Source organism: Parahaliea maris (assembly GCF_008064665.1).
Classification (GTDB): Bacteria; Pseudomonadota; Gammaproteobacteria; order Pseudomonadales; family Halieaceae; genus Parahaliea; species Parahaliea maris.
In genome coordinates, this window is sequence record NZ_VRZA01000001.1 from 425,019 (window position 1) to 451,508 (window position 26,490).

The window sequence follows — 26,490 nt, forward strand, 5'->3', positions numbered from 1 at the left end:
GAAGCATGGAGACCGCCGCTAAACTCGCCGCTGTAGATCGCTACATCGAGGCGTTTGCCAACGCAGACCTCAATATTATTCGCGCGCTCTTCGCCGAAGACGCCTCGGTGGAAGATCCGGTAGGCACCGACGCCCACATTGGTATGGAGGCCATCTGCGCCTTTTACGAGGGCGCCATGGGCGCCGGCGCCAAGCTGGCCCTGACCGGCACACCGCGCTGTGCGGGTAATGCGGTGGCCTTCCCCTTCAAGGTGATGATCCCGGGCATGGAGATGGATGTGATCGACGTATTCGAGTTCAATGACGCCGGCAAGGTCACCAGCATGCGCGCCTACTGGGGGCCGGAGAACTCGCGCCAGGCCTGAGCGTCGCCCAGCGGCAGGAGCAAGGCGCCTACTCCGGCGCCACCACCCACTCCCCGGGCTCCAGTCCGGAGAGAATCTCCACCCGGCCATCGTCGAGGGTGCTGCCTACACGCACGAAGCGTCGCTGTGCCCCACCGGGCCCGGCTACAAGTACCACCGACAACTGGCCGACCTGCGCCACCCAGTCCCGGGGCAACAGTACTTTGTTCTCGCTCCCCGCCGGTATCAGCACCCGGGCGTACATTCCAGGCAGCAGCTTGTTGTCGTAGGGCAGGTGCAATTTCACCAGGAAGGTACGGGACCCGGTCTGGGCGGCCGGGACGATTTCCTCGATGGTCGCTTCGACCTGGCTGTCCAACGCCGGCAACTCGACGGCGAGCTGCTGCCCGGGCTGCAGAGCCAGTGCCAGTTGCTCTCGCACCGCCGCTTCCACCCGCAGGGACAGTGGGTTGTACAGGGACAACAATTTCTGCCCGGGCGTTGCGGTATCACCGGGCTCGGCGAAACGATCCACAATGCGCCCGTCGATGGGCGAGCGAATTTCGGCGTAGGCCAGCGCCGCACTCGCCTCCCGCTCGCCCTGCCGGGCGCTTTGCAACTCAGCCTGCAATGCATCCCGGCTGGCCTGGGCAGCGTCAAGGTCGGCCACCGCCAGCAGGCCCTTTGCCTGCAACTCCAGCGCCCGTGACAAGCTTCGCTCCGCCTCGCGCAAACGAGCGGCCACCGCGTCGCTACGCTGGGATGCCTGTTTCACCCGGGCCGCCAGGTCTTCCTGCTCCAGTTCCACCAGCAGGTCTCCACGTTGTACCGAGTCTCCGGCCCGGACGTGAACCCGCTCGATCCGCGCCAGGGTTCGCGAGGAGATAATCGTGGCCTGCTTCGCTTCCACCGAGCCCGACACGGGCTCCTGCAGTACCACGGCTTCAGCCACCACCTCCCGGCTGTTTTCCAGCGACACCACACCGGCCTCCTCCAGACCGGGAGGCAATCGCTGGTCGAACAGGCCGGCCATCCAGGCCACCAGCAGCATTAATACCGCAAGCGCCGCAACGACCGACAACCAGGCTCGTTTGTTCTGCATCACCCCACTCCTCCCTGCACTTGCACCTCGTCGCGCCCCTCGTACACCAGCAGGTACACCACCGGCACCACAACCAGCGACAGCAGTGTGGACGCCAGGATGCCAAAGATGATGGCCAGGGCCAGCCCACTGAATACCGGGTCGAGAATGATCACCAGATTACCCAGCAGCGTAGTGCCCGCGGTCAGCAAAACAGGCCGCATTCGCACTGAGCCTGCCTGTAGCAGGGCTTCCCTGACACTCGCGCCGGCGGCGCGCGCCTGGGTCACGAACTCCACCAGGATCAGGGAGTTGCGAACCACGATACCGGCCAGCGCGATCATTCCGATCATGGCAGTGGCCGTAAACAGCACCGGGTCGGGGGCGCCGGCAATCTCGCCGCCAACCGCTGCGTTCAGCAACCAGAAACCCGGCATGATGCCAATCACGGTGAGCGGAATGGCCGACATGATAATCAGTGACAGGGCGACGGAACCGGTCTGCGCCCGCAGCACGAAATAGATGGCCACGAGGGCGAAGGCGAAGGCCAGGCCCATGTCCCGGAATACGTCCACGGTTATCCGCCACTCACCCTCCCCGGTCCACCGCACCTCGATGTCATCGGCAACGCGCCAGCCATCTCCACCGCCCGGGGCCAGGTAGGTCCGGCGATGCCAGTCGCTGGGCTCGCCACTCTCGGCGCCCCCTGCACCCTCTGCACCCTCTGCACCCTCTGCACCCCCTACAGTCCCGCGGTCGGCCACCACATCCGCAATCACCTCCGCGGGGGTGCGCCCGGAGAGTTCGGCAAATACGTAGGCTACCGAACGCAGGTCCTTGCGATGAATCGACTGCTGCACATGGCCTTCCTCGAAATGGCCGAGTTCACCCACCGCGACCAGCGGCTGGGGGGCCGCGTCCAGGCCCTGGGCGGTGCTCGCCTGTACAATCCCGGCCCTTCCCTTCAGCAGCAGCCGTTCGAGGTCGTTCCGCTCCGCCCGGTCAGAGGGTGCCAGCCGCAATACAATCGGCAGGGGCTGCGTCTCGTGCTGCTCCTGCAAGTGGCCGGCCACGATACCGGCATTGGCCAGGGTCAGGGTATCGGCCAGGTCGCGAGTAGCCACCCCCGAGAGAGCCGCCTTGGTCTTGTCGGTGACAAAACGCCAACGCTCCTGGGGGGCCTGCACCGTCGTATCGACCTCGACCACGTGCGCCTCGCGCTCGAGGCGCCGCGCCAGGGTCTGTGCCGCCTGTTGCTGCGCGGCATAGGGGGTGTAGGTGTCGCCGTAGATTTCTGCCACCAGGGTGCTCATGACCGGCGGTCCCGGCGGCACCTCGATGACTTTCAGGCTCAACCCCTCCCGGGCCAGGGGCGCCAGCAGGGCGCGCAGACGCAGGGCAACCCCGTGAGACTGTTCGTCACGTTCGGTCTTGTCGACCAGTTTCAGCCGCAGTTCCCCCATGAAGGCACCGTGACGGCGATAATAGCCGCGTACCATCCCGTTGAAATCCACCGGCGACGGTTCGCCCACAAAGGCCGCCACCGCGACCACTTCAGGCAGTCGCAGCACCTCGGCGACGACGCGCCCGGTGACTGCCGCAGTCTGTTCCAGCGAGGCGGACTCCGGCATATCCACCAGCACCTGCAGTTCGTTCTTGTTGTCGTAGGGTAGTAACTTGAGGGGGACCAGGCGCAACAACGGCAGGCTGGCCGCGGCCAGGAACATCAGCACCACGGCTACCACCACCCAGCGCGCCCGGCCTCGCACCAGCACCGGCTGCATCCAGCGCGCGTAAAGACTGGTGTGCCAGCCACCGCCAGCAGTGTCATCAGTGACAGAGGGCTTCAGCAGGCGACTGGCTACCCAGGGCGTGATCACAAAGGCCACCAGGGTGCTGCCAATCACCGCGATGGGGACGTTGAAGGCCATCGGCGCCATGTAGGGCCCCATCATCCCGGTGATAAAGGCCAGCGGCAGGAAGGCCAGCACGATCGTCAGGGTGGACATGAGCAGGGGCACGCGGATTTCCGCCATGGCTTCGACGATACGACGTGGCATGCCCTTGCCATCGCCGGGCAGGAAGCGGGTGATGTTGTCGACACCGGTAATCGGGTCATCGACCAGCAGGCCGAGGGAGAGGATCAGGGCAAACAGGGTTACCCGGTTGATGGTGTAACCGAAGGCGTAATCCAGGGCGAGGGTCAGGCCGTAGCAGATGGGCACCGCCAGGCCGACCACCAGGGCTGGCCGCCAGCCCAGGAACAGGCTGATAAACACCACCACCGTCAGCACCGCAAAACCCAGGCTCCCCACCAGGTTATTGACCTTCTCATCGGCGGTTTCACCGTAGTCGCGCAGTATTTCGACGTGGATGGCCGGCGGCAGCAAGGTGCCTGCCAACTCATCCAGCAGCGCACGCACATCCGCAGCTACCTGCACGGCGTTGCTGCCCGCCTGCTTCGCCACGCTCACCGCGACCATGGGATAGTCCCGGCCACCGGGCCCGGCTGCCGGCCGCCCGGCAAACGACAGCCAGGTATAGCTGTCGGCTTCAGCCGGCCCGTCGACGACCTCTGCCACCTCACGCAGGGACACCGGTACGCCATCGACGACGTTCACCACCAGTGCCTCCAGGCTGGACCGGTCCCGCAGCGCATCACCCACCTCGAGCGCGATGGAGCGATTATCCAGGACCCAGTTCCCCGCAGACTGCAGCACGTTGGATCCGGGCAGCGCCTGGAGCACATCCAGGGCCGTGGTCTGCCGGGCCGCGAGGCTCTCGGGATCCAGCAACACCTGCAGTTGCCGCGGGCGACCGCCCGTCACGTTCACCTCGCCGGTATCCGGCAGGGCTTGCAAGCTGGCACTGAGCTCCTCCGCCAGGCGGCGCAGTTCGTAGTCACTGTAGCGGTCCGGCTCGCTGCTCCACAGGCCCAGCATGAGAATCGCCACGTCGTCCACTTCCACCGGCCGCAACTGCCAGCGACCGACGACAGCCGGCATCTGATGCTGGTTGGAATACAGTTTGTTGTAGCTGTTGAACAGGGCCGTCTCGCGATCCTGGCCAACATAAAACGCCAGCGTGACCACCGTACTGCCGGCCGTCGTGGTGGAATACACGTGCTCGACGCCCGGTATCTGCGCCAGCAGTTTCTCCACCGGAATCGCCACCTGGCGCTCGACCTGGCGCGGCTCAAGCCCTGGCGCCTCGATCATCACATCCACCATCGGCACCACAATCTGCGGCTCTTCCTCCCGTGGCGTGAATACCAGTGCGAGAGCACCCGTGACCAGCGCGACGAAAGCCAACAGACGCGGCACACTGCCGCGCAGACTACGCGCTATGAGGCGGTCGAGGGGATGGGTGAACTCGGGGCCGTGAGTCACTGCGTACCCTCTTCGCAGAACAGTTCGTGCAGGGTTGCCAGCAATTTCGCCGCCCGGGGATCGCACAACAGGTAGTAATTGACGCGCCCCTGACTCCGCACCCGAACCAGTTGCTCCTCCCGCAGGCGGGCCAAATGCTGGGAGAGCGCCGATTGCGACAAGGGGATCAGGGCATTGAGTTCTGCCACCGATTTTTCCCCTTCGCTCAGGGCACAGAGCACCATCAACCGGTTGCGATTGGCCAGTTGTTTCAGAAAACGCTCAGCGGCTTCTGCACCGGGTGCAAAGCGGTCTGGCGAAAATCCCGGGGGACTGTCTGGTTTCGATGTATCCGGCATTGGGCAATTATATTAGTTTTACCTAATACATCAATTGATCCCTGCGCCAGGCACAAAGACCGCTCGCCCCGCCTGGGCACAGATTGGTTTAACGCACTGGGGGCCTTCGCGCTTTGTCGCTGTCCGTTCCACCCCGGGCGTCACGAATGGCCCCTGGAATGATAAGCTGGCGCCCGTTTTAAATTGTCGTGGAACAACCATCGTGGAGCACCTGTGAAAAAATCCCTTGGGGCATGGGCGGTTGCAGCTTGCCTGGCAGCCGTCGTCATCATTCAGTTTATTCCCTCGCAGCCCGTGGTACTGCCAGCGGAGCTGCCCCCGGCGCAACGCGCGGCACACCGGGTACTGGCCTTTGAGGGCATCACCAATTTCCGCGACCTCGGCGGCTATACCACCAGCGATGGCAAGACCGTCCGCTGGGGGCGACTCTATCGCTCGGGTGACCTGTCGGAAGCCAGCCGCTCCGATCTCCAGCAATTGCCTGAACTCGGCCTGGGAACTGTGGTGGACTTCCGCTCGGGAGCCGAGAAAACACAGGCGCCTGACCAGCTGCCGGAGGCGCACACCTTTGAGGTGGTAGAAATACCGACCCTGGACCAGGGCAATGCGGCAATATTCGAAGACCTGAAGCAGCGTATCGACAGCGGTGACTTCGAGGGCTTTGACGCCAACGCATTGATGGAAGAGGCGAATCGCCAGTTCGCCGGTGAATTCACGCCCCAGTTCCGGCAGTTCTTCCACACTCTCGTAGCAGCCGAAGGCTCACCCGTGCTCTGGCACTGCACCGCCGGCAAGGACCGTACCGGTTTCGCCGCCGCGGTCCTGCTGGAATTGCTGGGCGTGCCGCGCTCGACCATCCTCGATGACTACATGCTCAGTGACGCCCTGTCACGTGAAGCCCACAGCCGTGACCTCACCCTGCTGCGCCTGTTCAAGGGCGAGGAAGCCGAGCGGCAGATCGCTATCATGATGGGAGTAAACAGGCCCTGGCTGGAAGCCGCCTTCGCCAGCATCGACGAAAACTGGGGCAGCTTTGACGCCTACCTGCGCGATGGCCTGCAACTCAGCCAGGCCGATATCGACAGCCTGCGCAACAACCTGCTCGAATAGTCGATTTCACATTCCATTCGGCCTGCCCGGCGCGGCGGCGGGCCGGATTCCCCCGACAGATTCCTCGTGTACTGGCGGAGCAATCAGGCTAGACTGGCCATGCAATGAACCTGCCCAGTTACAGTCAAATGATTGCCGCGGGGGCCCTGTTTTTCTACCTGTCGGCCATCTTCTGTGCGGTCGACGCCATCATCCGCGTGCGTACCGCCCAGGGTGCTATTGCCTGGGCCCTGTCATTGCTAACCATCCCCTACATCGCCCTGCCCCTTTACCTGGTGTTCGGCCGCAACAAGTTCGACGGTTATCTCGAACAGCGCGAACAGATCGCCAACGAAACAAGGGACTTGCTACAGCGCACACATCACGCCCTGGACGAGTTCCTGATCGATTACTCGGACGAGCTCCCCCTCTACAACAGCCTCTATAATCTCAGCCGCACACCCTCCACCCGTGGTAACTGTCTCGAGCTGCTGGTCAACGGCCAGGCCACCTTCCACAGTATTCTGGAGGGTCTCAAGACCGCCCGGGATTACATCCTGATCGAGTTCTACATCATCCGCGACGACGAACTCGGCTCGCGCTTCACCCGTATCCTGTCGCAGAAAGCCCGGGAGGGTGTGCAGGTCTATCTGCTGTACGATGAGATTGGCAGCCGCAACTTCCACCGCACGCGGATGTGCCGGCAGCTCATTCAGACCGGCGTTCAGGTGGCCGCCTTCAATACTACCCAGGGACACCGGAACCGCTTCCAACTCAACTTTCGCAACCATCGCAAGATCGTCGTGGTCGACGGCAAGCAGGCCTGGGTTGGGGGGCACAACATCGGCGACGAATATCTCGGGCTGAGCAAAAGGCACGGGTTCTGGCGCGACACCCACGCCAGGCTGGAAGGGCCGGCAGTCCTCGGGGTCGAGCTCGCCTTCGCCACCGACTGGCGCTGGGCAACCCGCTCCACCCTGGACATCCGGCATCAGTTGGAACCGCCACGGCGCGGCGACAGCGACGTCCTGGTGTTCGCGTCCGATCCCGCCAGCACCCTGGAGGAAGCGAGCCTGATGTTCCACCAGGTCATCGTCGAAGCGCGCTATCGCATCTGGATCGCCAGCCCCTACTTCGTCCCGGACCGGGGCATCGTCTCGGCGCTGCAACTGGCGGCATTACGTGGCGTGGATGTACGGCTGCTCATTCCCGACGAGCCCGACGGCCCCGTGGTGGGCATGGCCAACTGGGCCTTCACCCGGGAACTGCTGCCGGCGGGGGTCAAGGTGTACCGCTACCAGGGCGGGTTCATGCACCAGAAAGTGCTGCTGATGGACAACAAGGTCGCGGGGATTGGCACCGCCAACTTCGACAACCGTTCCTTCCGCCTGAATTTCGAGATTACCCTGCTGGTCCACGACCAGCAGTTTTGCGGCCAGGTGCAGGATATGCTTGAGGACGACATCGTCAATTCACGCCGGGTCACCCGCGAGGAACTCGCCGGCAAGCCGCTGTGGTTCACCTTTGCCACTGGCGTGGCGCGGCTGTTTTCACCGATTCTTTGAAAACGTTTTGGCTCCCGGGGCATTGAATCAGGGGGCACTCAATCACGCCACGCAGCAGGATCAATATCGAGATCCGCATAATCTTCAGGCTTCAGCACCGGCTGACCGCCTGCGGCAAGCTGACTGTCATAGTCCTTCAACAGGCGCATACCGATCCGGAACATCCACACCAGCCCCACCAGGTTGACCAGGCCGAGCAGCCCCATCGTGAGGTCGGCAAAGCCAAACACCGTGCCGAGATCCTGCATAGAGCCCCAGAGCACCAGCCCCAGCACCAGACAGCGGTAGATATTGAACAGGTGCTGGTTCTCCTCGCTGAAGAAGTTGAGACTGTTCTCGCCGAGATAGTAGTTGTACATCATCGAACTGAAGGCAAACAGGACCAGCGCCACACTGACAAAGCCGGCACCCCAGGCCCCTACATGGCTGGCCAGGGCCGACTGGGTCAGTGCCACACCGGCGACATCCGGTGCACCCGGCTGGTATACATCCGACAGCAGGATGATCAGCGCGGTACAGGTGCACATGATCACCGTGTCGATAAACACCGAAAATGCCTGCACTACGCCCTGGTTGGCGGGATGTGGCACATGGGCCACAGCGGCCACATTGGGCGCGCTGCCAAGCCCCGCCTCATTGCTGAACAGGCCCCGTTTGACCCCCTGCATCAGGGCGACACCGAGGCCGCCACCGACCGCCGAATCCAGGCCAAAGGCGCTGTTGACGATCAGACCCAGCATGTGCGGAATGCGTTCGAGGTTCATGCCGAGCACCAGCAGGGCCGCGAGCAGGTAGCCCAGGGCCATCACCGGCACGACAAATTCCGCGACCGTGGCGATGCGCTGGATACCACCAAAAATAATACTGCCCAGCAGCACGACCATCACCAGCCCGGTAGCCCAGGCCGGAACGCTGAAGGAGGACTCCATGGACGTGGCCACCACGTAGGACTGCAACGCGTTGAAGCCGAAACCAAAGGTGATCAGCAGCAGCACCGAGTAGATCACCGCGAGCCAGCGCTGCCTGACACCGTGGCTCAGGTAATAGGCGGGGCCGCCGCGAAAGCGACCATCAGGTTCCCGGCGCTTGAACAACTGGGCCAGCGAACACTCGAAGAAACTGGTGGCCATGCCCATCAGGCCGATCACCCACATCCAGAACACCGCACCGGGCCCGCCGAGGGTAATGGCCACCGCCACCCCGGCGATGTTGCCGCTGCCAACGCGGCCGGCCACGCTCACCACCAGCGCCTGGAACGAGCTGACCTGGCCTTTTTCGTGGTGCAGCCCCTGGCGCAACACGCCAAACATGCGGCCGAAATAGCGGAATTGCACGGCCCGTGAGGCAACGGTGTACAACAGGCCCACCGCCACCAGCACCACGACCAGCACCTGGCCCCACAAAAAGTCGTTTACAGTCGCCAGCATGATCCCTCCCCCAGGGCTCTGCCAGGCGCCGCTGTCAGCCAGCGACGCCCAGGATGAAGATAACGGCCAGTGCCAGCGGCACCACGAAGCGGATCAGGAAGTGCCAGATCGCGTAGCCCACCGCGTTGAGCGAGGTCAGCTCGTCCCGGCTGTAGACCTTCTTGACGCCCCAACCCGCGAACAGCGCAATGAACAGGCCGCCCAGGGGCAACAGGATCTGGTTGGAGAAATAGTCCAGGGTGTCATTGATGTTCTTGCCGCCCAGGCTCAGGCCCTCAAGCACGTTGTAGGACAGGATGCTCAACACACTCAGCACCGCGACCGAGCCGACCACGATCAGCGCGCTCTTGTGCCGGGAGATGCCGAAGTGCCCTTCGACCCAGGAATTCACACTTTCGATCAGGCCCACCATGGAGGTGATACCGGCGACCGCCAGCATGGCGAAGAACAGCACGCTGAAGATGTGACCACCGGGCATCTGGGCGAAGGCGGCGGGCATGGTCTGGAAGATGAGACCGGGGCCACCGGCCGGGTCGAGGCCGTAGTTGAACACCGCCGGGAAGATCACCAGTCCGGCGAGCACGGCGACCAGGGTGTCGGCGATCACAATAATAAAGACGGACTGGGTAATCGAGATGCTGCGGGGCAGGTAGGAGCCGTAGGTCATCATACCGCCCATGGCCACCCCGATGGAGAAGAAGGCCTGACCGATGGCGGCCAGTACCGCTTCGGGACCAATTTTGCTGAAGTCCGGTGCGAACAGGTAGTCCAGTGCGGCGTCAAAGCCACCGGCAAAGTAGTTGTAGCCCGCCAGCCCCACCAGCAGCACGAACATCATCGGCATCATGAAGCTCACCGCGCGCTCGATCCCGTCCTTGACCCCGGCAAAGATGATGAAGCCGGTAATGGCGAGACCGACCAGGGTCCAGAACAGCATGCCGAGGTTGTCACTCAGTACCCCGGCGAATTCGGCATTGGCCGCCACGGCGTCGACACCGGCAAAGCCCGTGGTCACCGCCTTGAACAGGTACCACAGTACCCAACCGACGATACCGGCGTAGACGATCTCGATGGTGTAGGCCGCCAGCAGGCCCATACCGCCCACCCACTTCCACTCCCGGGTGCGGCCACTCTCAACGGCGACGTTTGCCATTGCATTTGGCGGGCTCCCCTGACCCCGGCGGCCGACCATCAATTCAGCCATCAGGATCGGCACCCCGATACCGAAAGCACAGGCCAGGTAGATGATGACAAAGGCGGCGCCACCATTTTCACCCGTCACATAGGGGAATCGCCAGATATTGCCAAGGCCTACTGCGAAGCCCACTGAGGCCATCAAAAATGCAAATCGGGAAGACCAGTGCTCCCCGCCGCCGGCTGCTGCCATAAAAATCTCCGAAAACTTGTTATTGCGGCCTGTGGTTACAGGCGATAGGGCGCAGTCTACAACAAAACCCGGGGGCTATCAGTTCAGTTACCCAGTGGGCGCGTGGCCCGGACCAGCCACTGGCGCTCGGCTTCATCCAGCAGCGGGCCGACCGTGTCGAGAACGTGTTGGTGGTAGCTGTCGAGCCATGCGCGCTCGGAAGCACCCAGCAAATCCGGCTCGACCAGGCGAAGGTCGAAGGGCACCAGGGTGAGGGCCTCGAAGCCGAGAACCGGGATTTCGAAGTCACCCTCCAGTTCCCGCACCACGACCAGGTTCTCGCAGCGAATCCCGAATTCGCCGTCGCGGTAGTAACCCGGTTCATTGGAGACAATCATGCCGGGTTGCAGGGCAACCCCGTTCCAGCCCTTGGAAATCCGCTGGGGCGCCTCGTGCACGCTGAGGAAGGAGCCCACACCGTGGCCGGTTCCGTGGTCGTAGTCGAAGCCCGCCTGCCACAGGAACTGGCGGGCCAGTGCGTCCAGGTGAGTGCCGGTCGTTCCCCGCGGAAAGCGGGCCTGATCCAGTGCGATATGCCCCTTGAGCACCAGCGTAAACAGGCGACGCTGCTCCGTCCCGGGATTGCCAATGGCAATGGTGCGGGTGATGTCCGTGGTGCCGTCAATGTACTGTGCACCGCTGTCCAGCAGGTACATGGAGTCCATGGCCAGCCGTCCGGGTTGCGAGGCATTCAGGTGGTTGTAGTGACACATGGCGGCATTGGCACCGGCGGCGGAGATGGTATCGAAGGACCCGCCGTGAAAGTGTTCACCCGCCGCACGGAAGGTGTAAAGCTGATCCGCCAATTCCGCCTCGTCGTGCAGGTACCCCGCCTCCACCTCGGCATCGAGCCATGCCAGAAAGCGAATTTCAGCCACCGCATCGCGCAGGTGGGCACGCCGTGCACCGGCGATCTCGCGCTCGTTCTTGCAGGCCTTGGGCAACAGGACCGGGTCGGTGCCCGCGACCAGTCGCGCGCCGGCAGCCTCCAGGGTCAACAGGGTCCAGGCATTGGCCTGGGCCGGGTCGGCCAGTATCCGGCGGCCCTTCCAGGCGGCGGCGTGGACGGCGAACTCGTGCTCTGCCGCCACGCTCACCCCCTCGCCGGCGTGTCGGGCAAATCCTTCGGGAAGACGACGCGGGTCCACGAACAGCGTGAGGGTGCCGTCCGCTCCGAGCAGGGCGAAGGACTGCAACACCGGCAGCAGGGGCACATCGGTACCGCGGATATTGAGCAACCAGCTCACCGCGTCCGGCGCAAACACCAGCGCAGCGTCCACTTCACTCTGCCGCAATAACCCGGCAATGCGCTGGCGCTTGTCGACACTGGACTCGCCACTGTATTGCTCTGGCAGGAGCAGTGCCTCGCGGACGACCGGGTCCGGGCGCCCCTCCCAGCAGGCATCGACCAGGTTGTCGGTGTCGGCCACCAGTTCCAGCCCGGCCCGGTCCAGCCGGTCCCGGGCTTCGCGATACCACTGCAGGGTGTGGAGCCGGGGATCACACCCCACCCGACTCCCGGCGGGCAGACGTTCCACCAGCCAATCCAGGTGGGGGTCATTCACCAGGTGCAAAAACTCGAAGCAGGCCGCGTCGACCTGCTGCGCTACCTGTACGGTGTAGCGCCCGTCGACAAAAATGGCCGCCGCCTCTGCCAGCACCGCCACCACCCCGGCGGACCCGGCGAATCCGGACACCCAACGCAGGCGCTCATTGTGGGCGGGAATATACTCACCAAGGTATTCGTCGGCGCGGGGGATCAACAGCGCATCCAGCCCTCGCTCGCGCATCAGGGCGCGCAGGGCGTCCAATCGGGCCTTTGTATCGGCGGCCTTTGTGTCGGCGGCCCTGGTATCAGCGGCCTTGGTGTCAGCGGCATCCATGTCGATGGTGTCAGCCTTCCATCAGGTCGAATTCGGATTTGCTGATGCCGCAGTCGGGGCACTCCCAGTCCTCGGGAATGTCCTCCCAGCGGGTGCCAGCGGGGATTCCGTCATCCGGCAGGCCTTCGGCCTCGTCGTAGATAAAACCGCAGATCACGCACTCGTACTTGCGATAGGGGGCGTCTGACATGCTCTTGGCTCCTGTACCTGGTGTTAGGGGATTGTCGTGGCAGGACCGTTTACAGGGTCCCGGAAAGTTGCAGGTGGTAACCCTCGCCATCGGGGGTGGCCATCAGCGAAAGCCCCCGCTGCAGGGCCGGGTCCAGTGCACCCTGCTGCGCCCGGATGCGCACATCGACGCTGTAGTCCTGGCCAGCCAGGCTGGCATTACCGACCGCCTGTACCGGCCCGGCAAGGGTGATCACCTGTCCCTCCAGCGGCGAGCTGTCATCCTCCTGGCGAAAATCCAGGGCGTAGGAGCCCAGTGCGATACGTCCCTGTGGGGCCGTCCAGGCGCCATTCTCCCATACGAGGCGGCCAGCGGCCTCCACCGGGCGACCGTTGCGCACGCGCAGGTGCTCTGCCTGCAGGGAAAACAGGCCGTCCACCGCCAATGGCGCCAGCGCTCGCAGCAGTGCGGCATCGGCGCGGGCGGAAATGCCGTCGAGGGTGACATCGTTCAGGCCGCGTACCTTCACCAGGCCGGAAGCGTGTTGTTCACCCCACTGGCTGGCAAAGTCGAGGGCCGGGGCAAAAGTCAGCAGTGACAGGGGTTTGAGCTGCCACTCGACCCGGCCCAGTTGCAGGGGGCCCGCGGGCGTCTGCACCAGACACCGACTGGCACTGCCGTGCCAGAGCGTGCCGCTCACACCCTGCAGTTGCAGCTGTTCCCCCGGGAGCAGGGCCGGCAACAGCCGGGCCGGCGCGTTTGCCACCACGAATACCAGAAACAACAGCAGCAGGACTGCCGGTGGCAGAAGACGCCTCACCGGACTACTCGCTCTGGCCCAGACGCACTGTGGCATCGACCCGCCCGGCGCTGCCGGACTGGGTCATGGAAACCTCGCGCACCAGCAGTGACTGGCCGTACTCCACCTCATACAGCCAGCCGGCCAGGGCGCCGAATTCCACGCCCTCCAGCCTCACCTGAATCTCACCGCGGCTATTGGGTTGTAGACGGCTCACTGCGAGCCCCGCCGCGGCCGTAGTCTGGTTGACCACGGTGGTCAGATTGCGGCGGCGGGTTGCACCCCCTTCACTCTCGCGCAGGGCGAGAATCTCCGACACCATGCCGTCTACCCGCTGCAGGGAAACGGCGGTGGCAGCGTTGCGGGCCAGCATGTCTTCACGCTGCACGTCGAGGGGCCTCCACAGCAGCATGTAGGCCAGGTAGAGCAGCAGGGCCAACGCCAGGGCCAGCAGGCTGATCTGCTCGCGCATGTTGAAACGGTCAAACCACTGGCTCATCCCCGGCCCTCCACACGAATTCGCGCCCGCACGCCGTCACCCTGGGCATTGCTGCTTTCCATGGTGGCGTTCAGGCCGCTGGCGTTGATGCCGGCGCGAATACGCTCCACGCTCTCGTAATCGCTGGCCACTATATTCATGCGCATTTCGCCGCCGCGGTCGGTGTAGTTGAGGCTGGCGAGCCGGGTGCCGGGCTCCCCGGCAAGGACCTTGCCCACCCGGTCCAGCAGGGGCACAAAGCCACTGCCGCCACCGGTACCGCGCATTGCATCCAGCTGGCGCTGCAATTGTTTCTCCGGATCCACCACCGCGCCCTGGGGATAGGCCTGGCGATAGCTGGCTTCCCGGGCTGCGCGCAGGCGCAGGTTTTCATCGGCCAGGGAACGGTACTCGAGCCAGGTGGCGAGCAACTGCAGGCAGAATACGGCCGCCAGCACCGAGGCCACCAGGCGCCACTCACGCCACCAGCGCTGCAGCGGCAGGCGGGCTGCATAGGGGCCCTGGTTCAGGTTGAGTGGCGGCAGGCTATCCACCAGCAGCAACGCACTGCACAGGTTGCCGCGACGCCACTGCACCTTTTCCCGCAGGGCCTGGGGCAGGAGTTCGCAATCGGCCGCCTGATCGCTGCCATAGATCACGACACTGTCCGGGCTGCCCTCACGCAGGGCCGCTTCGAGCAGCAGCGGCAGCAGCTCCCGCTCGCAACCGAAACCGGCACAGGCACCGCTGCGCACGATGGCGCGCTCACCTTCCAGCAGCAGACACCACTCCCCCGCCTGCCACGGCAACAGCAGGGTTTCCGGTACCCAGTGGGTAATGCCGTCCAGTGCGGCGAGCTGCTCCTGCCACGCCAGCATGCACTCGTGCTGGCAGATCGCCACACCGTAGTGCAGCCGCTCCAGGGGCGCCATCGCAAAGTGGAGGCCATCGATATCCTCGGCCACCTGCTCTTCCAGGGTGAAGGGCAGGGACTGGGCCAGGTGTTTCTTCTCTTCGGCGGCGACGTCCAGCGTCAACAGGCGAATGGCCGCCGCGGGTGCCGCAAAACAGAGTGACCAGCGGTTGCCAGCCACACTGTCGCGCAGGGACTTGAAGGCCTCCGCGCTATCCAGCGGCAGAGGCTGTTCCCCCGCTCCCGGCGGGTAACACAGCAGTTGCTCGTCGAGCAGCCGGATTACAGCGATGTTATGCAAGGAAGAATCTCCAGGTCTCGGGTGTCAGATCGGCGCGCATCATGGCAATGGGCATCGTAATCGTTGAGTCGACTTCACAGCACAGGGCCCGCCAGCTACAGCTCGCCCGCGGAGCGCGCCCGCGACTCCACCCGCCGCTGGTTGCGGTGCAGGACACTGTACAAGTGCCTGCTGCGGTCGGCAACTTCCACCACCGCACTGAGCAGGTACCAGCTGGAGGTCTCCCCCAACAGGGCGGTCAGCCCCTCTGTTTCTCGCTCCGCGTATACAGGCTGGCTTAGAAACGTAGCAACATCGGCGAAGCCAACCTCCTCCCTCAGCTGGGCCATCGCCAGCGCCTCGTCAGGTGAGAGGGGCATGAGATCATCGTCGGCGTTGAGGGTCTGCAACAGACGGGGCGGGGCGGTGTGGATATTGAGCTGACTGCCCCCCTCCCGTGGCCAGACCGTCACCCAGGGGGTGAGCGCCTGGTACAGCGCCGGTGTCATGTTCGCCACGGCACGCAGTTCAGACACGCTGGAGAGCGCGCGGTTACCCGCGCGGTAGGCGGGCTCTTCGCCGAAATAGTAGTCGTCCTCCGCGCCAAAGGCGCGCGGCGTGGTATCGGTGTCCATCCAGTCCAGTAGTGCCTCAGTGAGGGTGATCGCCTGCTGTTGGCTGAGTCTCGGTTCCTCGAATGTCTGCAACAGGCGGATAAACTGGGCCTGGGCCGGAGTAAAGCGCTGGCTTGCAGAACCTTCGCCTTCCTCCCCTTCTCCTTCACCGGTGCTGGCCTGTCCGGGCAGGTTGTTGAGGTTGAAGCGTCCCTGCAGATCCTCCAGAAAAAGAAACTTGCCGCCTTCCCGGGGGTCCGGGCGCACACCCCGCATCAGGCCGCTGCCGTCCTCCAGGGGGAAGGGCGGCTGCCCCAGGGCCCAGATTTCGGTGAGGTCGTCGCGCTTGCTGTCCTCGGTCTGGTCGGTGTCGAAATCCAGCACCAGTGCCAGGGACGCGAGATCCTCCGCACCGCGCAGGTAGGCATAGCCCTGCTCCGCCAGGAAGCTGTTGGACCCGCGCTGGTAGAACAGCTCGAAGTCGGCTTTCATGGCGACGATCAAGGCGGCGCAAATGGCAAACACCAGCAGGGCGATGACCAGCGCGGCGCCCCGTTGCCGGCCGCCACCGGCGCGGCCGGATGGCAGGTCAGTAAGGTGGCAGGACATAGAGCCGTCTCACCTCCCCCCAGTCTTCCAGTTCCAGCTGGACTTCCACCGCAATGGGCGGCGCCAGATCGACGCCGGGATCACTCAGGTTGGCCACCCAGTTTTCCGGCCAGGCGCGGGTGTCGATGTCGGTACCCCGTGCGGACGGATTGACGGCGCCGATATCGCTGAGAAACAGCAACCGCATGTCCACCACGTCATCCAGCAGGCGCACCCGCAGGGGTTCGGTCTCCGCGGCCCGGTCCAGCACCGGGTACGACTCCCGCCACAGGGCCTCGTCCTCGATCACGTAATTGACCCGTTCCAGGGAGCTGCGAGGATGACCCTGGGGGTTGTACCAGCCGGCGCGGGTCAGGCTGAGCAGGAAACGCGCCGCGGGTCCGCCCTGCAGCGCGGGCTCCACATCGCCGAATTCATCGCGCACCGGGCGGTCCGCAAACTGCCGCAGGTCCCGCGACAGGAAGTTGAGGGCGCGATTGATCTCCCAGGTGCGCTCGGCTTCGGCCCGGGTGCGCTCCACCCCGGTCATTACCGTACTCAGGCCGGTGTAGGCGGCAGCGGCAATAAAAGCCGAAATAGCCAGCGCGATCAGCACCTCGACCAGGGTAAAACCGGCGGCCCGTCTACTCGCCGGCATCGGTAGACTCCGTGTTCTCGATTTCCGAAGACATGAAAGCGTTCAGGGTATATAGCGCTGGCCCGCTGGTATTGTCCTCACCCGCACGCACCTCGATCTCTACCCGCTGAAAGGACTGCACAGGTGTGGTGCTGCTGCGAATGAGCCACGACCAGTCGCGCCCTGCAAGCTCGGAGTTACCGCTGTCCTCGCCCTGCAGCAGGCTGCCCCGGGCCTGGCTCAGTAACCGCAGTTCAGCGAGCTTGTTCGCCGCTACCAACTGCGCCTGTGACTTGTCACGCAGATGTTCGGTGCCGTCTACCTGCTGGTAAAGCGTCATGATCAGCGCCGGTAGCGCCAGGGCGACCACCGCCAGCGCCACCATCACTTCCACCAGGGTGAAGCCTGCAACACGCCTAGAAGTCGTCATCGGCCTCTTCTCCGCGCTCGCCCCGCACCAGCAGGTCGCCCCGGCCCAGCAGATCCCATTCCAGGCGCCACAGCAGGGCGTCGTCGCTGCGCCGACGCACGTCGATTTCTCCCGGAGTGACTTCGCCACTGGCGTAGAAAACCACTTGCGGCGCGGCGTTCAGGGAGTCCACCGGGGTTTGCAGCTCGCCATCCACCTGGCCTTCCATGCGCAGGGCCAGTACCACCTCCGGACTGAAATCGCGGTCGTTGAACACGTCCGCCCCGCTGGTGGGTGGGCGCCAGCCCTCGGGGCGCCGCTCGCGCCAGCCGTAGCGATAGACGATGTCGCCGTCCACATCCACCCGCTGCAACAGCAGGCCGAAATCGCGGCCCGTCATCTGCGCCTCATCGGTAGCGAATTCATTGGTATCGAGCAGGGTTTGCAGGCTGGATTCCAGTTCCAGGCCGCCGCTCCCCGAGCCCACATTGAGGGTGGCCAGGGAGGTGACCAGTACGATGACAAACAGGGCGACCAGCAGCTCCAGCAGGCTGAAGCCCCGCTGGCGGGGGCGGCACATGATTTATTCCTCGCTTATTCCTCGGACTTCCAGTTGCCGATGTCGGCGTTCTGCCCCTCACCGCCGGACAGGCCGTCGGCGCCCAGGGAGTAGAGGTCCACTTCGCCGTGTTCACCCGGGCTCAGGTACAGGTAGGGACGCCCCCAGGGATCCTGCGGCACTTCCGCCAGGTAGCCACCCTCCTTGAAGTTGCGCGGCTCGGGGGACAGCGTGCTGGGAGACACCAGCGCCGCCAGGCCCTGCTCGGTGGTGGGGTAGACGTAGTTATCCAGGCGGTAAATCTTGAGCGCGGTTTCAATGGACTTGAAATCGGCGTAGACCTTCTGCACCCGGGCCTCGTCGGCGCGATTGAGCACGGTGGGCGCCACCACGCTGATCAGCAGTCCCATGATCACCAGGACCACGAGAATCTCCACCAGGGAGAAACCGCGCTGGCGGGCTGTGTTCATTCGATGCTTCATAAGACTATCTCACCATTGTATTCAGATCGAAAATGGGCAACAGGATGGCCAGCACGATGGTCAGCACCATCACCCCCATGAACACCACCAACAGGGGTTCCAGCAGGCTCATCAGGGTGCCCAGGGTCATTTCCAGCTCGCGCTCCTGGTTGGTAGCGGAGCGCTCGAGCATGGTTTCCAGTTCACCGCTGGTTTCACCGGATGCCACCATGTGCACCATCATCGGCGGAAAGCGGCCGTTTTCGCGCAGGGCGCGGTTGAGGCTGCTGCCCTCCTGCACCCGCTCCGCCACGGCGGCGCTGTCTTCCCGCAACACGAGGTTGGTCAGGACCTGCCCGGCGATGCGCAAGGATTCCAGCAGGGGCACGCCGCTGGCCATGAGAATGCTCAGGGTCGAGGCGAACCGCGCGGTATCCATGGCGATCACCAGCCGCGAAATTCCCGGCAGTTTCAGCAGAGTCCGGTGCCAGCGCTTGCGCCGGCCCGGGTTGCGCAGCAGGCGGCGGACACCCACCACCAGCACCACCAGGCCCAGTAACAGATAGAGTGCGTAATCGCGGAAAAAATCCGAGGTGGCGATCAACACCCTGGTGAGCATTGGCAGCTCGCGTTTGGAGTGGGCAAAGATGCCCACCAGCTCCGGCACCACGAACACCATCAGCGCCACCACCACGGTAATGGCCACCCCGATCAGGATAAAGGGGTAGATCATCGCCATTTTCAGTTTCTGGGCGGTGTACTGGCGCTGTTCATTGTAGTCCGCCAGCTGTTCCAGCACCGGCCCCAGGTAGCCCGCGTGCTCGCCGGCGTTGACCATGGCCCGGTACATGTCGTTGAACACCGAGGGAAACTCGCCCATGGCGTAGGCCAGGGTATGGCCCTCGGCCACCCGGGAGCGCACCTGCAACAACAGGGCCTTGGTCCTCGCCTTGCGGCTCTGTTCGGCGGCGGCCTGCAAGCATTCGTCCAGCGGCAGGTTGGACTGCACCAGAGTGGCCAGCTGGCGGGTCAGCAGGGCCAGTTCGGAGACGCTGATACGGGGCTGGAACAGCGACAGGCGCATGCGCGGGGCGTTGGCCGCCTGGCGGTTGGCCACGGCCACTTCCACCGGGCGCAGTTTTTGGCTGCGCAGCTGGCTGCGGACCTGGCGCTCGGAGTCGCCCTCGACCACGCCCTTGACCAGCTTGCCGCCGGTATTCAGCGCCTTGTAGCGATATGCGGTCATCGCAGGCTCAGCTTACCGCGGTAACCCGCAGTACTTCCTCGAGGCTGGTTTCGCCCGCGAGTATACGGCGCCGGCCATCCTCCTGAATGCCGGGGTAGTGCTTGCGCGCCTCGGCCAGCATGACTTGCTCGCCGGCGCCCTCGTGAATCATGGTGCGCAGGGTATCGTCCACCTCGATCAGCTCGTAAATGCCGGTCCGGCCACGGTAACCACTGTAGTTACAGCGCTCGCAGCCTGTGGCACGGCACAGCTGCTGGCCGTCGGCGGCCTGTGCATCCAGGCCCAGCATGGTACGCTCGGTTTCAGTGGGCGTGTAGGACTCCTTGCAGTCGACACACAACAGGCGCACCAGGCGCTGGGCCATCACCCCGATCAGGCTGGAGGAGAGCAGGAAGGGTTCGATGCCCATGTCCTGCAGCCGGGTCACCGCACCGATAGCCGTGTTGGTGTGCAGGGTGGAGAGCACCAGGTGGCCGGTCAGGGAGGCCTGCACCGCAATTTCCGCTGTTTCCAGGTCGCGGATTTCCCCCACCATGACCACGTCGGGGTCCTGGCGCAGGATGGCCCGCAGGCCACGGGCGAAGGTCATGTCCACCTTCTGGTTGACCTGGGTCTGGCCCACCCCCGGCAACATGTACTCGATCGGGTCCTCGATGGTGAGGATGTTGCGCGAGGTCTGGTTGATATGGGAGAGCCCCGCGTACAGGGTGGTGGTCTTGCCCGAGCCAGTGGGGCCGGTCACCAGGATAATGCCGTGGGGGCTGTGCAGGGCGCGCTGGTAGGCGTCGAACACCTGCGGGTTCATGTTGAGCTGTTCCAGCTGCAACTGCCCCGCCTGCTTGTCCAGCAGGCGCAGTACCACCCGCTCGCCGTGGGCGGAGGGAATGGTGGACATGCGGATATCCACCGCGTGTCCGGCAATACGCACCGAGATCCGCCCGTCCTGGGGCACGCGCTTCTCGGCAATATCCAGCTTGGCCATCACCTTGAGGCGCGAAACCAACAGGGGCGCCAGCATGCGCTTGGGGGACAGCACCTCGGCCAGCACGCCATCGATCCGGTAGCGGATACTGAGGCGGTCCTCGAAGGTCTCGATATGAATATCCGAGGCCTGCTCGCGCACCGCCTGGGACAGGATGGCGTTGATCAGGCGGATGATGGGCGCGTCGTCCTCGGCGTCCATCAGGTCTCCCGCCTCGGGGATTTCGTCCGCCAGCCGGCTCAGGTCGACATCGGCGGAGAGATCCTCCGCCATCTGTACGGCCTCGTTGTTGCCGCGCTGGTAGGCCAGAGTCAGGCGGCGCTGGAACTCCTGCTCGGAGACCACTTCCCTCTGGTAAGACTCACCCAGGAAGCGTCGCAACTCCACCAGTACCGGCAGGTCCGGTTCCGCCTGGCAGTAGAGCACCGGCGGTGTCGCCTCCCGGTCGAGGAGGACACCGTGCAACTTGGCAAAGCTGAAGGGCAGCCCCTTGCCCGCGGCGGTTTCCGGCGCGGGGGCATCTTCCAGGCTGGCGACAGTACTGCCCTCAACCGGGTCCAGCACTGACGGGCTAGTTCCCTCCGCGGCCATTACTCAGCTCCTTCCTCGCTGGTAGCGGCCGATTCATCGCGGATTTCCTCGAGCTGCCTGATCTGTTCTTCCCACTCGGGCAGTACCGGAATATTGCCGTCATCCAGGAACATCAGACCCTGCTCCCGGCGCCTTTGCTGCTGGGCCCGGATGTAGCGGTATTTCTCGGCGCTGGCGCCGTCGAGGTCCTTGTCGTCCCGAATGATGGTGGGGCGGATGAATATCAGCAGGTTGGTCTTGACCACCTGCACCGCATCGGAGCGAAACAGCCGGCCCAGCACGGGAATATCGCCCAGCAGCGGCACTTTTTGCTGGCCGTCCTGCACGTCGTCCTTGATCAGGCCACCGAGGACAACGACCCGGTTGTTGGCGGCCAACACCTTGGTTTGCAGCTTGCGCTCATTGGTGATGATGTCAGAAGCAGACAGGTCAGCCCCGGCGTTGGTGAGACTGGACACCTCCTGGGCAATATCCAGGACCACCGAATCCCCCTCGTTGATATGGGGCGTCACCGTCAGGGTGATACCCACGTTTTCGCGCTCGATGGTCTGGAAGGGGTTTGACACCCCGTCACCGGAGCCGGTGTTGGTGTAGTTGCCTGTCACAAACGGGACGTTCTGCCCCACCGTGATAAAAGCCTCCTGGTTATCGAGGGTCAGCAGGCTCGGCGTGGAAAGAATGTTGGCGTTACTCTTTTCCTTGAGCGCATTGAGAATCACCGTCATCGACAGGTCGTCGCCGATAGTGCCCCAGCCCAGGGTCACCCCGTCGGTGCCCGCCAACGCGCCCGCCAGGCCACCCACGTCAAAGTCGCCAGTCGTGATGCCCGCGCCGTCATCACCGTCAGACGGGGGCAGTACCGCCCCGCCGATGTTGCTCAGGGTCCCATCGCCAGCGGTGACATTGCTGCCAAAGGTGCCGCTGTCGTTGGCGAACAGCCACTGCAACCCCAGGTCCTGGGAGTCCGTCACGTTCATCTCCACGATGATCGCTTCCACCAGCACCTGGGCGCGACGGATATCCAGGCGACGAATGACCGATTCGATGGCCGCCATCTCGTCGGCGTCGGCGGTAATGATCAGGGAGTTGGTGCCGATGTCCGCCTCAATGGTCGAGGTATTGCTGCTGGTGCGCCGGGGCTGCTTCTCGTCGGGGTCGAGCTGGCTGATGTTCTGCATCACCCGGGTCAGGACCTCGGCAATTTCATCGGCCTTGGCGTACTCCAGGTAAATCACCTTGACGTTGCCGCTCTGCTCCAGCGGGGTATCCAGGTGACTGATGAGCTTGCGGATGCGGGCCCGCTCCAGTTCGTCGGCACTGATCAGCACGCTGTTGGTACGCTTGTCCGCCACCAGCAACACCTCGGGCTCGGTGCCGCCACTGGCCTGGGCCTCGGACTCATTGAGCTGGTTGAGCATGCGCACGACATCCTCGGCCACCGCATACTTCAGCTTGATCAGGTCGGTTTCCTGCACGGCGGAGCGGTCCATGCGCTTGATGATGTCGCTGATGCGGTCGATATTGGAGGCAATGTCGGAAATGATGATGGCGTTGCTGGGGGCGTAGGCTGCCATATGGGCCTGCTGGGGAACCAGCGGACGCAGGACGGGGATCAGTTTGGCCGCGGAGATGTTCTCCAGCTTCATGACCTGGGTCACGTACTCGTCGTTACCCTGGCCAGCCTGGATGTCACGGACACTGACCGGGGCGGAGCGGGCGTCCTTGCTCTGGATCACCCGCACCACACCACCGGAGCGCACCGCGGTATAGCCGTGGACCTCCAGGATGGAGAGGAACAGGTCGTAGAGTTCGTCGCGGGACACCGGCTTGGAGGAGACGACCTTGACCTTGCCCTTCACCGCGGGGTCCACCACGATGGTTGTGCCAGTCGCCTCCGCCACGAACTTGATCAGCTCCTGGATATCGGTCTCTTTCAGGTTGACCGTAAATTCCTGGGCGGTGGCCGGCAGCGCCGAGACTCCCGCGAGGGAGATAATCAGGGCGGCGCCAAGTGGCCTGAGCAAACGCTGTAGCAAGACGTAGATCCTCGTCAAAGTGTGGCTGACTCTATTACCGTTCCCCCCCAGCGGCACCCAGGTCGACGGTAATCGACACGGGTGCGCCTTCGCGCTGGAGATCGAACACGGCCTCGCGCGCGGTGCGCATGGCCTGATAGAGCTGCATGGTATTGGCCGGGTTGTCCAGGGCGATGCCGTTCACGGCGGTCACCAGGTCGCCGGGCTTGAAACCCAGCTGGCCGAACTGGGCGCTGTCCTTGCCCGGCATAATGCGGTACCCCTGCAGCTGCCCGCCCTCGCGCACCGCACTGATGCGCACCAGGCTGGCCAGGGACTCGGGGTTGTCGTAGAGCTGGTCGCGGTAACCCGCGGCCAGTTCGCCGGCCTCGGCATCTGCGGTAATGGCCCTCGACTCGGCCGCTGCAGCACCGGGCTGACGGGCTGTGCGGGGCAGATTCTGCAACTGGCGGTCCAGTTCGCTGTCATCGAACAGGGGCAGCAGTTCGTAGGTCCCGTTGTTGTCGAGCACCACCTTGTCCGGTAGCACCTTGGCCAGGCGCACATTGCCGGACACCGGCAATTCGTCATCCACCGCGTACACCGCCTGCTGGTTGCGGTATTCGATGATCGCGTGGCCGAGGCCGTCCTCGGTAGAGGCCACCACCCCGCGCAGGGTCAGGTCCAGCCGGGTCTCCCGGGCGCCCTCTTCAATACCTTCACGCTCGGAAGCCGAACTGGCGGTCGCCTCTGCCAGCTCCACCTCGACGGCTTCCTCTCCCGGCTCGCCAAACAGGGGCCGGGCCACCAGGGCCTCGCGGTCTACGCTCACCGCCTGGGTCGCCTGCTGGCTGCGACTGACCGGGTTGATGACCACTGCTGGCGCCGGGTCGGCCTCCGGCGAGGGCCACAGGGCCCAGAACAGCTGCGCCAGGGCCGCCGCCGCCCACACCAGCGCCAGTAGCAGCAGGCCTGTGCGCAGCCGTTTCAGATTGCGGGGCTGGGCCAGGGTCTGGCCAAACTGCTGTAAATTCGCGGCGGCGCGCTCAGCTACATCACTTTTATTGTCGAGCCATTGAGCTGGCAAAGCGCACTCCCATCCGTTGCCCCGCCGATTGCGTACACCGGGGCTTTCAAGGCCCCGATTATAGGGTGGACGATTAAAAGATAAAACTGTGACAGATTTGTGAAAACAGCAAAAAACGCCGGGATCAGGCGGCATACATGACGCTAACGTGTCACGTTTTCGCCGTCGTAAAGAGGGGAAAGGGGCGGGAAAGGCGCCGGACCGAAGGGCCGGTCCGGCGCCGGAGCGGCGCGATCAGAGGGCCTGGTAATAGTCCATCAGGATCTTTGCCACTTCCGGACGGGAGAACTCGGGGGGCGGCGCAATGCCGTTGCCGAGCATTTCCCGCACCTTGGTGCCGGACAGCAGGACGAAATCCTCTTTGCTGTGATCCGGGGCGTCGCGCATCATCACCACCTTGTCCAGCTTCTTGCTGTAGGCGGTGTGGTCGGCCCGGTAGATTTCCAGTTCCAGGGCGCCCTCGGGCACTTCCTCGTCGAAGATGGTCTGGGCGTCGAAACCGCCGTAGTAATCCCCTACCCCGGCGTGGTCACGACCCACGATCAGGTGGGTACAGCCACAGTTCTGGCGGAACACCGCGTGCAGGACTGCCTCGCGGGGGCCGGCATAGAGCATATCGAAACCGTACCCGGTGATCATCACGGTGTTTTCCGGGAAGTACACGTCGACCATCTTGCGGATGGCGGCGTCGCGCACGTCGGCGGGGATATCACCCGGCTTCAGCTTGCCCAGCAGCATGTGGATGAGGATGCCGTCGGCGCCCAGGTCATCCATGGCCATGCGGCACAGTTCCTCGTGGGCGCGGTGCATGGGGTTGCGGGTCTGGAAGGCGACGACCTTCTCCCAGCCGCGCTCGGCGATTTCCGCGCGGATCTGGAAGGCGGTGCGGAAAGTTTCCGGGAACTCGCCTTCGAAATAGGAGAAGTTGAGCACCTGGATGGGGCCACTCAACAGGGTGCGCCCCAGGCTCTTGAAGGTCGCCACACCGGGATGCTCGGGGTCCAGGGTGCGGAAGATCTTCTCCGCCATGAAGTCGATCTGCTCGTCGGACACGGTCTCGACCGCCTCGACGTCCATCACCGCCAGTACCGGGTTGCCCTCGACGTTGGGGTCGCGCAGGGCGATACGGCTGCCGGCTGCAATGCCGGACTCAGCGGTCAGGTTGACGATGGGCACTGGCCAGAACAGACCGTCGACGGTGGCCAGCTTCTCGGCCACGCTCAGGGAATCGGCCAGGTTCATATAGCCGGTCAGCGGGTTGAAGTAGCCGGCACCCAGCATCACCGCGTTGGCCGCGGCGGCGGAGTTCAGCAGCAGGGAAGGCAGGCCTTCGGCCTCGGCGGCCAGGGCGGCGCGGGCAGCGTCATCCTGCACGTAGAGGGGGTTCAGTTGTTCGGAACCGTGGGGCTTGATCATGGTGGTCTCCGTCAGTTGTCTATTCAGGCCTTGATGACATCGCGCTCGCGCAGGGCGGCGAGAATGGCATCCACTTCCTCGTCCAGGCTCTGCTGGTCGGAGTGCAGGTGAATCTCCGGGGTGGCAGGCGCTTCGTAGGGATCATCGATACCGGTAAAGTTCTTGATCTCACCGGCGCGGGCCTTCTTGTACAGGCCCTTGGGGTCGCGGGATTCCGCAGCCTCCAGGGAGCAGTCGACAAACACTTCGATGAAGTCCATGCCGGCTTCCTCGTGCAGCTTGCGCACCTGGTCGCGGTCGGCGGCGTAGGGGCTGATGAAGCTGGACAGGGCGATGACACCGGCGTCCACGAACAGCTTGGCCACCTCGCCGATACGGCGGATGTTCTCGGTGCGGTCTTCCGCCGAGAAGCCCAGGTTCTTGTTGATACCCATGCGCACGTTGTCGCCATCCAGGCGATAGGCCAGGATGCCCATTTCGCTCAGGCGGCCTTCCAGTTCCACCGCCACGGTGCTCTTGCCGCTGCCGGACAGGCCGGTGAACCACAGGGTCGCACCCTTGTGGCCCAGCAGTTTGGCCCGGTGCTCACGGGTAATATCGCCTTCGTGCCAGTGCACGTTTGTCGCTTTCTGTTCTGCCATAACTCCAGTTCTCTACTGTTCAAAGTCGGATAGGTATTGTTACTGCCAGCGCGCACACTGTGC

Annotated in this window: 24 protein-coding genes; 3 read left to right on the top strand and 21 right to left on the bottom strand. The window is 64.1% G+C overall.

Annotation, left to right across the window (positions count from 1 at the left end; genetic code table 11):
• Positions 1 to 5 precede the first annotated feature (5 nt).
• Positions 6 to 365: a nuclear transport factor 2 family protein gene (locus tag FV139_RS01855; RefSeq protein ID WP_148066536.1), complete on the top strand. Its 360-nt coding sequence runs from the start codon at positions 6 to 8 to the stop codon at positions 363 to 365.
• Between the two features lie 28 nt (positions 366 to 393).
• On the opposite strand, the gene FV139_RS01860 is transcribed toward FV139_RS01855, so the two are convergent.
• The 3 genes from FV139_RS01860 to FV139_RS01870 are packed head-to-tail and all read right to left on the bottom strand — an operon-like array spanning position 394 to position 5,152.
• Positions 394 to 1,446 carry an efflux RND transporter periplasmic adaptor subunit gene (locus tag FV139_RS01860; RefSeq protein WP_148066537.1) on the bottom strand — a complete coding sequence of 351 codons (1,053 nt, stop codon included), beginning with the start codon at positions 1,444 to 1,446 and terminating at the stop codon, positions 394 to 396.
• The gene (locus FV139_RS01865; RefSeq protein ID WP_148066538.1) at positions 1,446 to 4,814 is read right to left on the bottom strand and encodes an efflux RND transporter permease subunit; all 3,369 of its coding nucleotides are present in this window, start codon (positions 4,812 to 4,814) and stop codon (positions 1,446 to 1,448) included. The genes FV139_RS01860 and FV139_RS01865 overlap by 1 nt, the downstream gene beginning before the upstream one ends.
• Positions 4,811 to 5,152 (bottom strand): ArsR/SmtB family transcription factor, encoded by a 342-nt coding sequence (locus tag FV139_RS01870; protein WP_148066539.1) that lies wholly within the window; start codon positions 5,150 to 5,152, stop codon positions 4,811 to 4,813. The genes FV139_RS01865 and FV139_RS01870 overlap by 4 nt, the downstream gene beginning before the upstream one ends.
• A 213-nt stretch (positions 5,153 to 5,365) precedes the next feature.
• Between FV139_RS01870 and FV139_RS01875 the strand changes: the two genes are divergently transcribed.
• Together FV139_RS01875 and cls are read left to right on the top strand one after the other, a co-directional pair.
• Complete coding sequence (locus tag FV139_RS01875) at positions 5,366 to 6,262, top strand: tyrosine-protein phosphatase (RefSeq protein ID WP_187276352.1); 897 nt, start codon at positions 5,366 to 5,368, stop codon at positions 6,260 to 6,262.
• Between the two features lie 104 nt (positions 6,263 to 6,366).
• Positions 6,367 to 7,806 (top strand): cardiolipin synthase, encoded by a 1,440-nt coding sequence (cls, locus tag FV139_RS01880; protein ID WP_148066541.1) that lies wholly within the window; start codon positions 6,367 to 6,369, stop codon positions 7,804 to 7,806.
• Between the two features lie 38 nt (positions 7,807 to 7,844).
• On the opposite strand, the gene FV139_RS01885 is transcribed toward cls, so the two are convergent.
• From FV139_RS01885 to cysC, 18 genes are all read right to left on the bottom strand, one after another.
• Positions 7,845 to 9,233 carry an alanine/glycine:cation symporter family protein gene (locus FV139_RS01885; RefSeq protein ID WP_148066542.1) on the bottom strand — a complete coding sequence of 463 codons (1,389 nt, stop codon included), beginning with the start codon at positions 9,231 to 9,233 and terminating at the stop codon, positions 7,845 to 7,847.
• Between the two features lie 34 nt (positions 9,234 to 9,267).
• The gene (locus FV139_RS01890; protein ID WP_148066543.1) at positions 9,268 to 10,620 is read right to left on the bottom strand and encodes a sodium-dependent transporter; all 1,353 of its coding nucleotides are present in this window, start codon (positions 10,618 to 10,620) and stop codon (positions 9,268 to 9,270) included.
• Between the two features lie 83 nt (positions 10,621 to 10,703).
• Positions 10,704 to 12,542, bottom strand: a complete 1,839-nt coding sequence (locus FV139_RS01895) for an aminopeptidase P family protein (RefSeq protein WP_148066544.1) — start codon at positions 12,540 to 12,542, stop codon at positions 10,704 to 10,706.
• A gap of 10 nt (positions 12,543 to 12,552) precedes the next feature.
• On the bottom strand, positions 12,553 to 12,732 hold the full coding sequence (locus FV139_RS01900; RefSeq protein ID WP_148066545.1) for a rubredoxin: 180 nt from the start codon (positions 12,730 to 12,732) through the stop codon (positions 12,553 to 12,555).
• Between the two features lie 49 nt (positions 12,733 to 12,781).
• Positions 12,782 to 13,531, bottom strand: coding sequence for a type II secretion system protein N (locus FV139_RS01905; protein ID WP_187276353.1), 750 nt, complete (start codon positions 13,529 to 13,531; stop codon positions 12,782 to 12,784).
• Positions 13,532 to 13,535: 4 nt separating this feature from the next.
• On the bottom strand, positions 13,536 to 14,009 hold the full coding sequence (gene gspM / locus FV139_RS01910; RefSeq protein WP_148066547.1) for a type II secretion system protein GspM: 474 nt from the start codon (positions 14,007 to 14,009) through the stop codon (positions 13,536 to 13,538).
• On the bottom strand, positions 14,006 to 15,202 hold the full coding sequence (gene gspL / locus FV139_RS01915; RefSeq protein WP_148066548.1) for a type II secretion system protein GspL: 1,197 nt from the start codon (positions 15,200 to 15,202) through the stop codon (positions 14,006 to 14,008). The genes gspM and gspL overlap by 4 nt, the downstream gene beginning before the upstream one ends.
• 95 nt (positions 15,203 to 15,297) lie before the next feature.
• Positions 15,298 to 16,404, bottom strand: coding sequence for a type II secretion system minor pseudopilin GspK (gspK, locus tag FV139_RS01920; RefSeq protein WP_148066549.1), 1,107 nt, complete (start codon positions 16,402 to 16,404; stop codon positions 15,298 to 15,300).
• The gene (gene gspJ / locus FV139_RS01925; protein ID WP_148066550.1) at positions 16,385 to 17,041 is read right to left on the bottom strand and encodes a type II secretion system minor pseudopilin GspJ; all 657 of its coding nucleotides are present in this window, start codon (positions 17,039 to 17,041) and stop codon (positions 16,385 to 16,387) included. The genes gspK and gspJ overlap by 20 nt, the downstream gene beginning before the upstream one ends.
• Positions 17,028 to 17,450: a type II secretion system minor pseudopilin GspI gene (gspI, locus tag FV139_RS01930; RefSeq protein ID WP_148066551.1), complete on the bottom strand. Its 423-nt coding sequence runs from the start codon at positions 17,448 to 17,450 to the stop codon at positions 17,028 to 17,030. Before gspI ends, gspJ begins: the two co-directional genes overlap by 14 nt.
• Positions 17,437 to 18,009 carry a prepilin-type N-terminal cleavage/methylation domain-containing protein gene (locus FV139_RS01935; protein ID WP_148066552.1) on the bottom strand — a complete coding sequence of 191 codons (573 nt, stop codon included), beginning with the start codon at positions 18,007 to 18,009 and terminating at the stop codon, positions 17,437 to 17,439. The genes gspI and FV139_RS01935 overlap by 14 nt, the downstream gene beginning before the upstream one ends.
• 14 nt (positions 18,010 to 18,023) lie before the next feature.
• A complete protein-coding gene (gspG, locus tag FV139_RS01940; protein ID WP_187276354.1) occupies positions 18,024 to 18,458 on the bottom strand; it encodes a type II secretion system major pseudopilin GspG in 435 nt (144 codons plus the stop codon).
• Positions 18,459 to 18,474: 16 nt separating this feature from the next.
• Positions 18,475 to 19,695 carry a type II secretion system inner membrane protein GspF gene (gene gspF / locus FV139_RS01945; RefSeq protein WP_148066554.1) on the bottom strand — a complete coding sequence of 407 codons (1,221 nt, stop codon included), beginning with the start codon at positions 19,693 to 19,695 and terminating at the stop codon, positions 18,475 to 18,477.
• Positions 19,696 to 19,702: 7 nt separating this feature from the next.
• Positions 19,703 to 21,268 (bottom strand): type II secretion system ATPase GspE, encoded by a 1,566-nt coding sequence (gspE, locus tag FV139_RS01950; RefSeq protein ID WP_148066555.1) that lies wholly within the window; start codon positions 21,266 to 21,268, stop codon positions 19,703 to 19,705.
• On the bottom strand, positions 21,268 to 23,304 hold the full coding sequence (gspD, locus tag FV139_RS01955) for a type II secretion system secretin GspD (protein ID WP_328592268.1): 2,037 nt from the start codon (positions 23,302 to 23,304) through the stop codon (positions 21,268 to 21,270). The genes gspE and gspD overlap by 1 nt, the downstream gene beginning before the upstream one ends.
• 34 nt (positions 23,305 to 23,338) lie before the next feature.
• Positions 23,339 to 24,370: a type II secretion system protein GspC gene (gspC, locus tag FV139_RS01960; protein WP_235898484.1), complete on the bottom strand. Its 1,032-nt coding sequence runs from the start codon at positions 24,368 to 24,370 to the stop codon at positions 23,339 to 23,341.
• 234 nt (positions 24,371 to 24,604) lie between these two features.
• On the bottom strand, positions 24,605 to 25,786 hold the full coding sequence (gene sat / locus FV139_RS01965) for a sulfate adenylyltransferase (RefSeq protein WP_148066557.1): 1,182 nt from the start codon (positions 25,784 to 25,786) through the stop codon (positions 24,605 to 24,607).
• Positions 25,787 to 25,809: 23 nt separating this feature from the next.
• Positions 25,810 to 26,427 (bottom strand): adenylyl-sulfate kinase, encoded by a 618-nt coding sequence (gene cysC, locus FV139_RS01970; protein WP_148066558.1) that lies wholly within the window; start codon positions 26,425 to 26,427, stop codon positions 25,810 to 25,812.
• Positions 26,428 to 26,490: the final 63 nt, after the last annotated feature.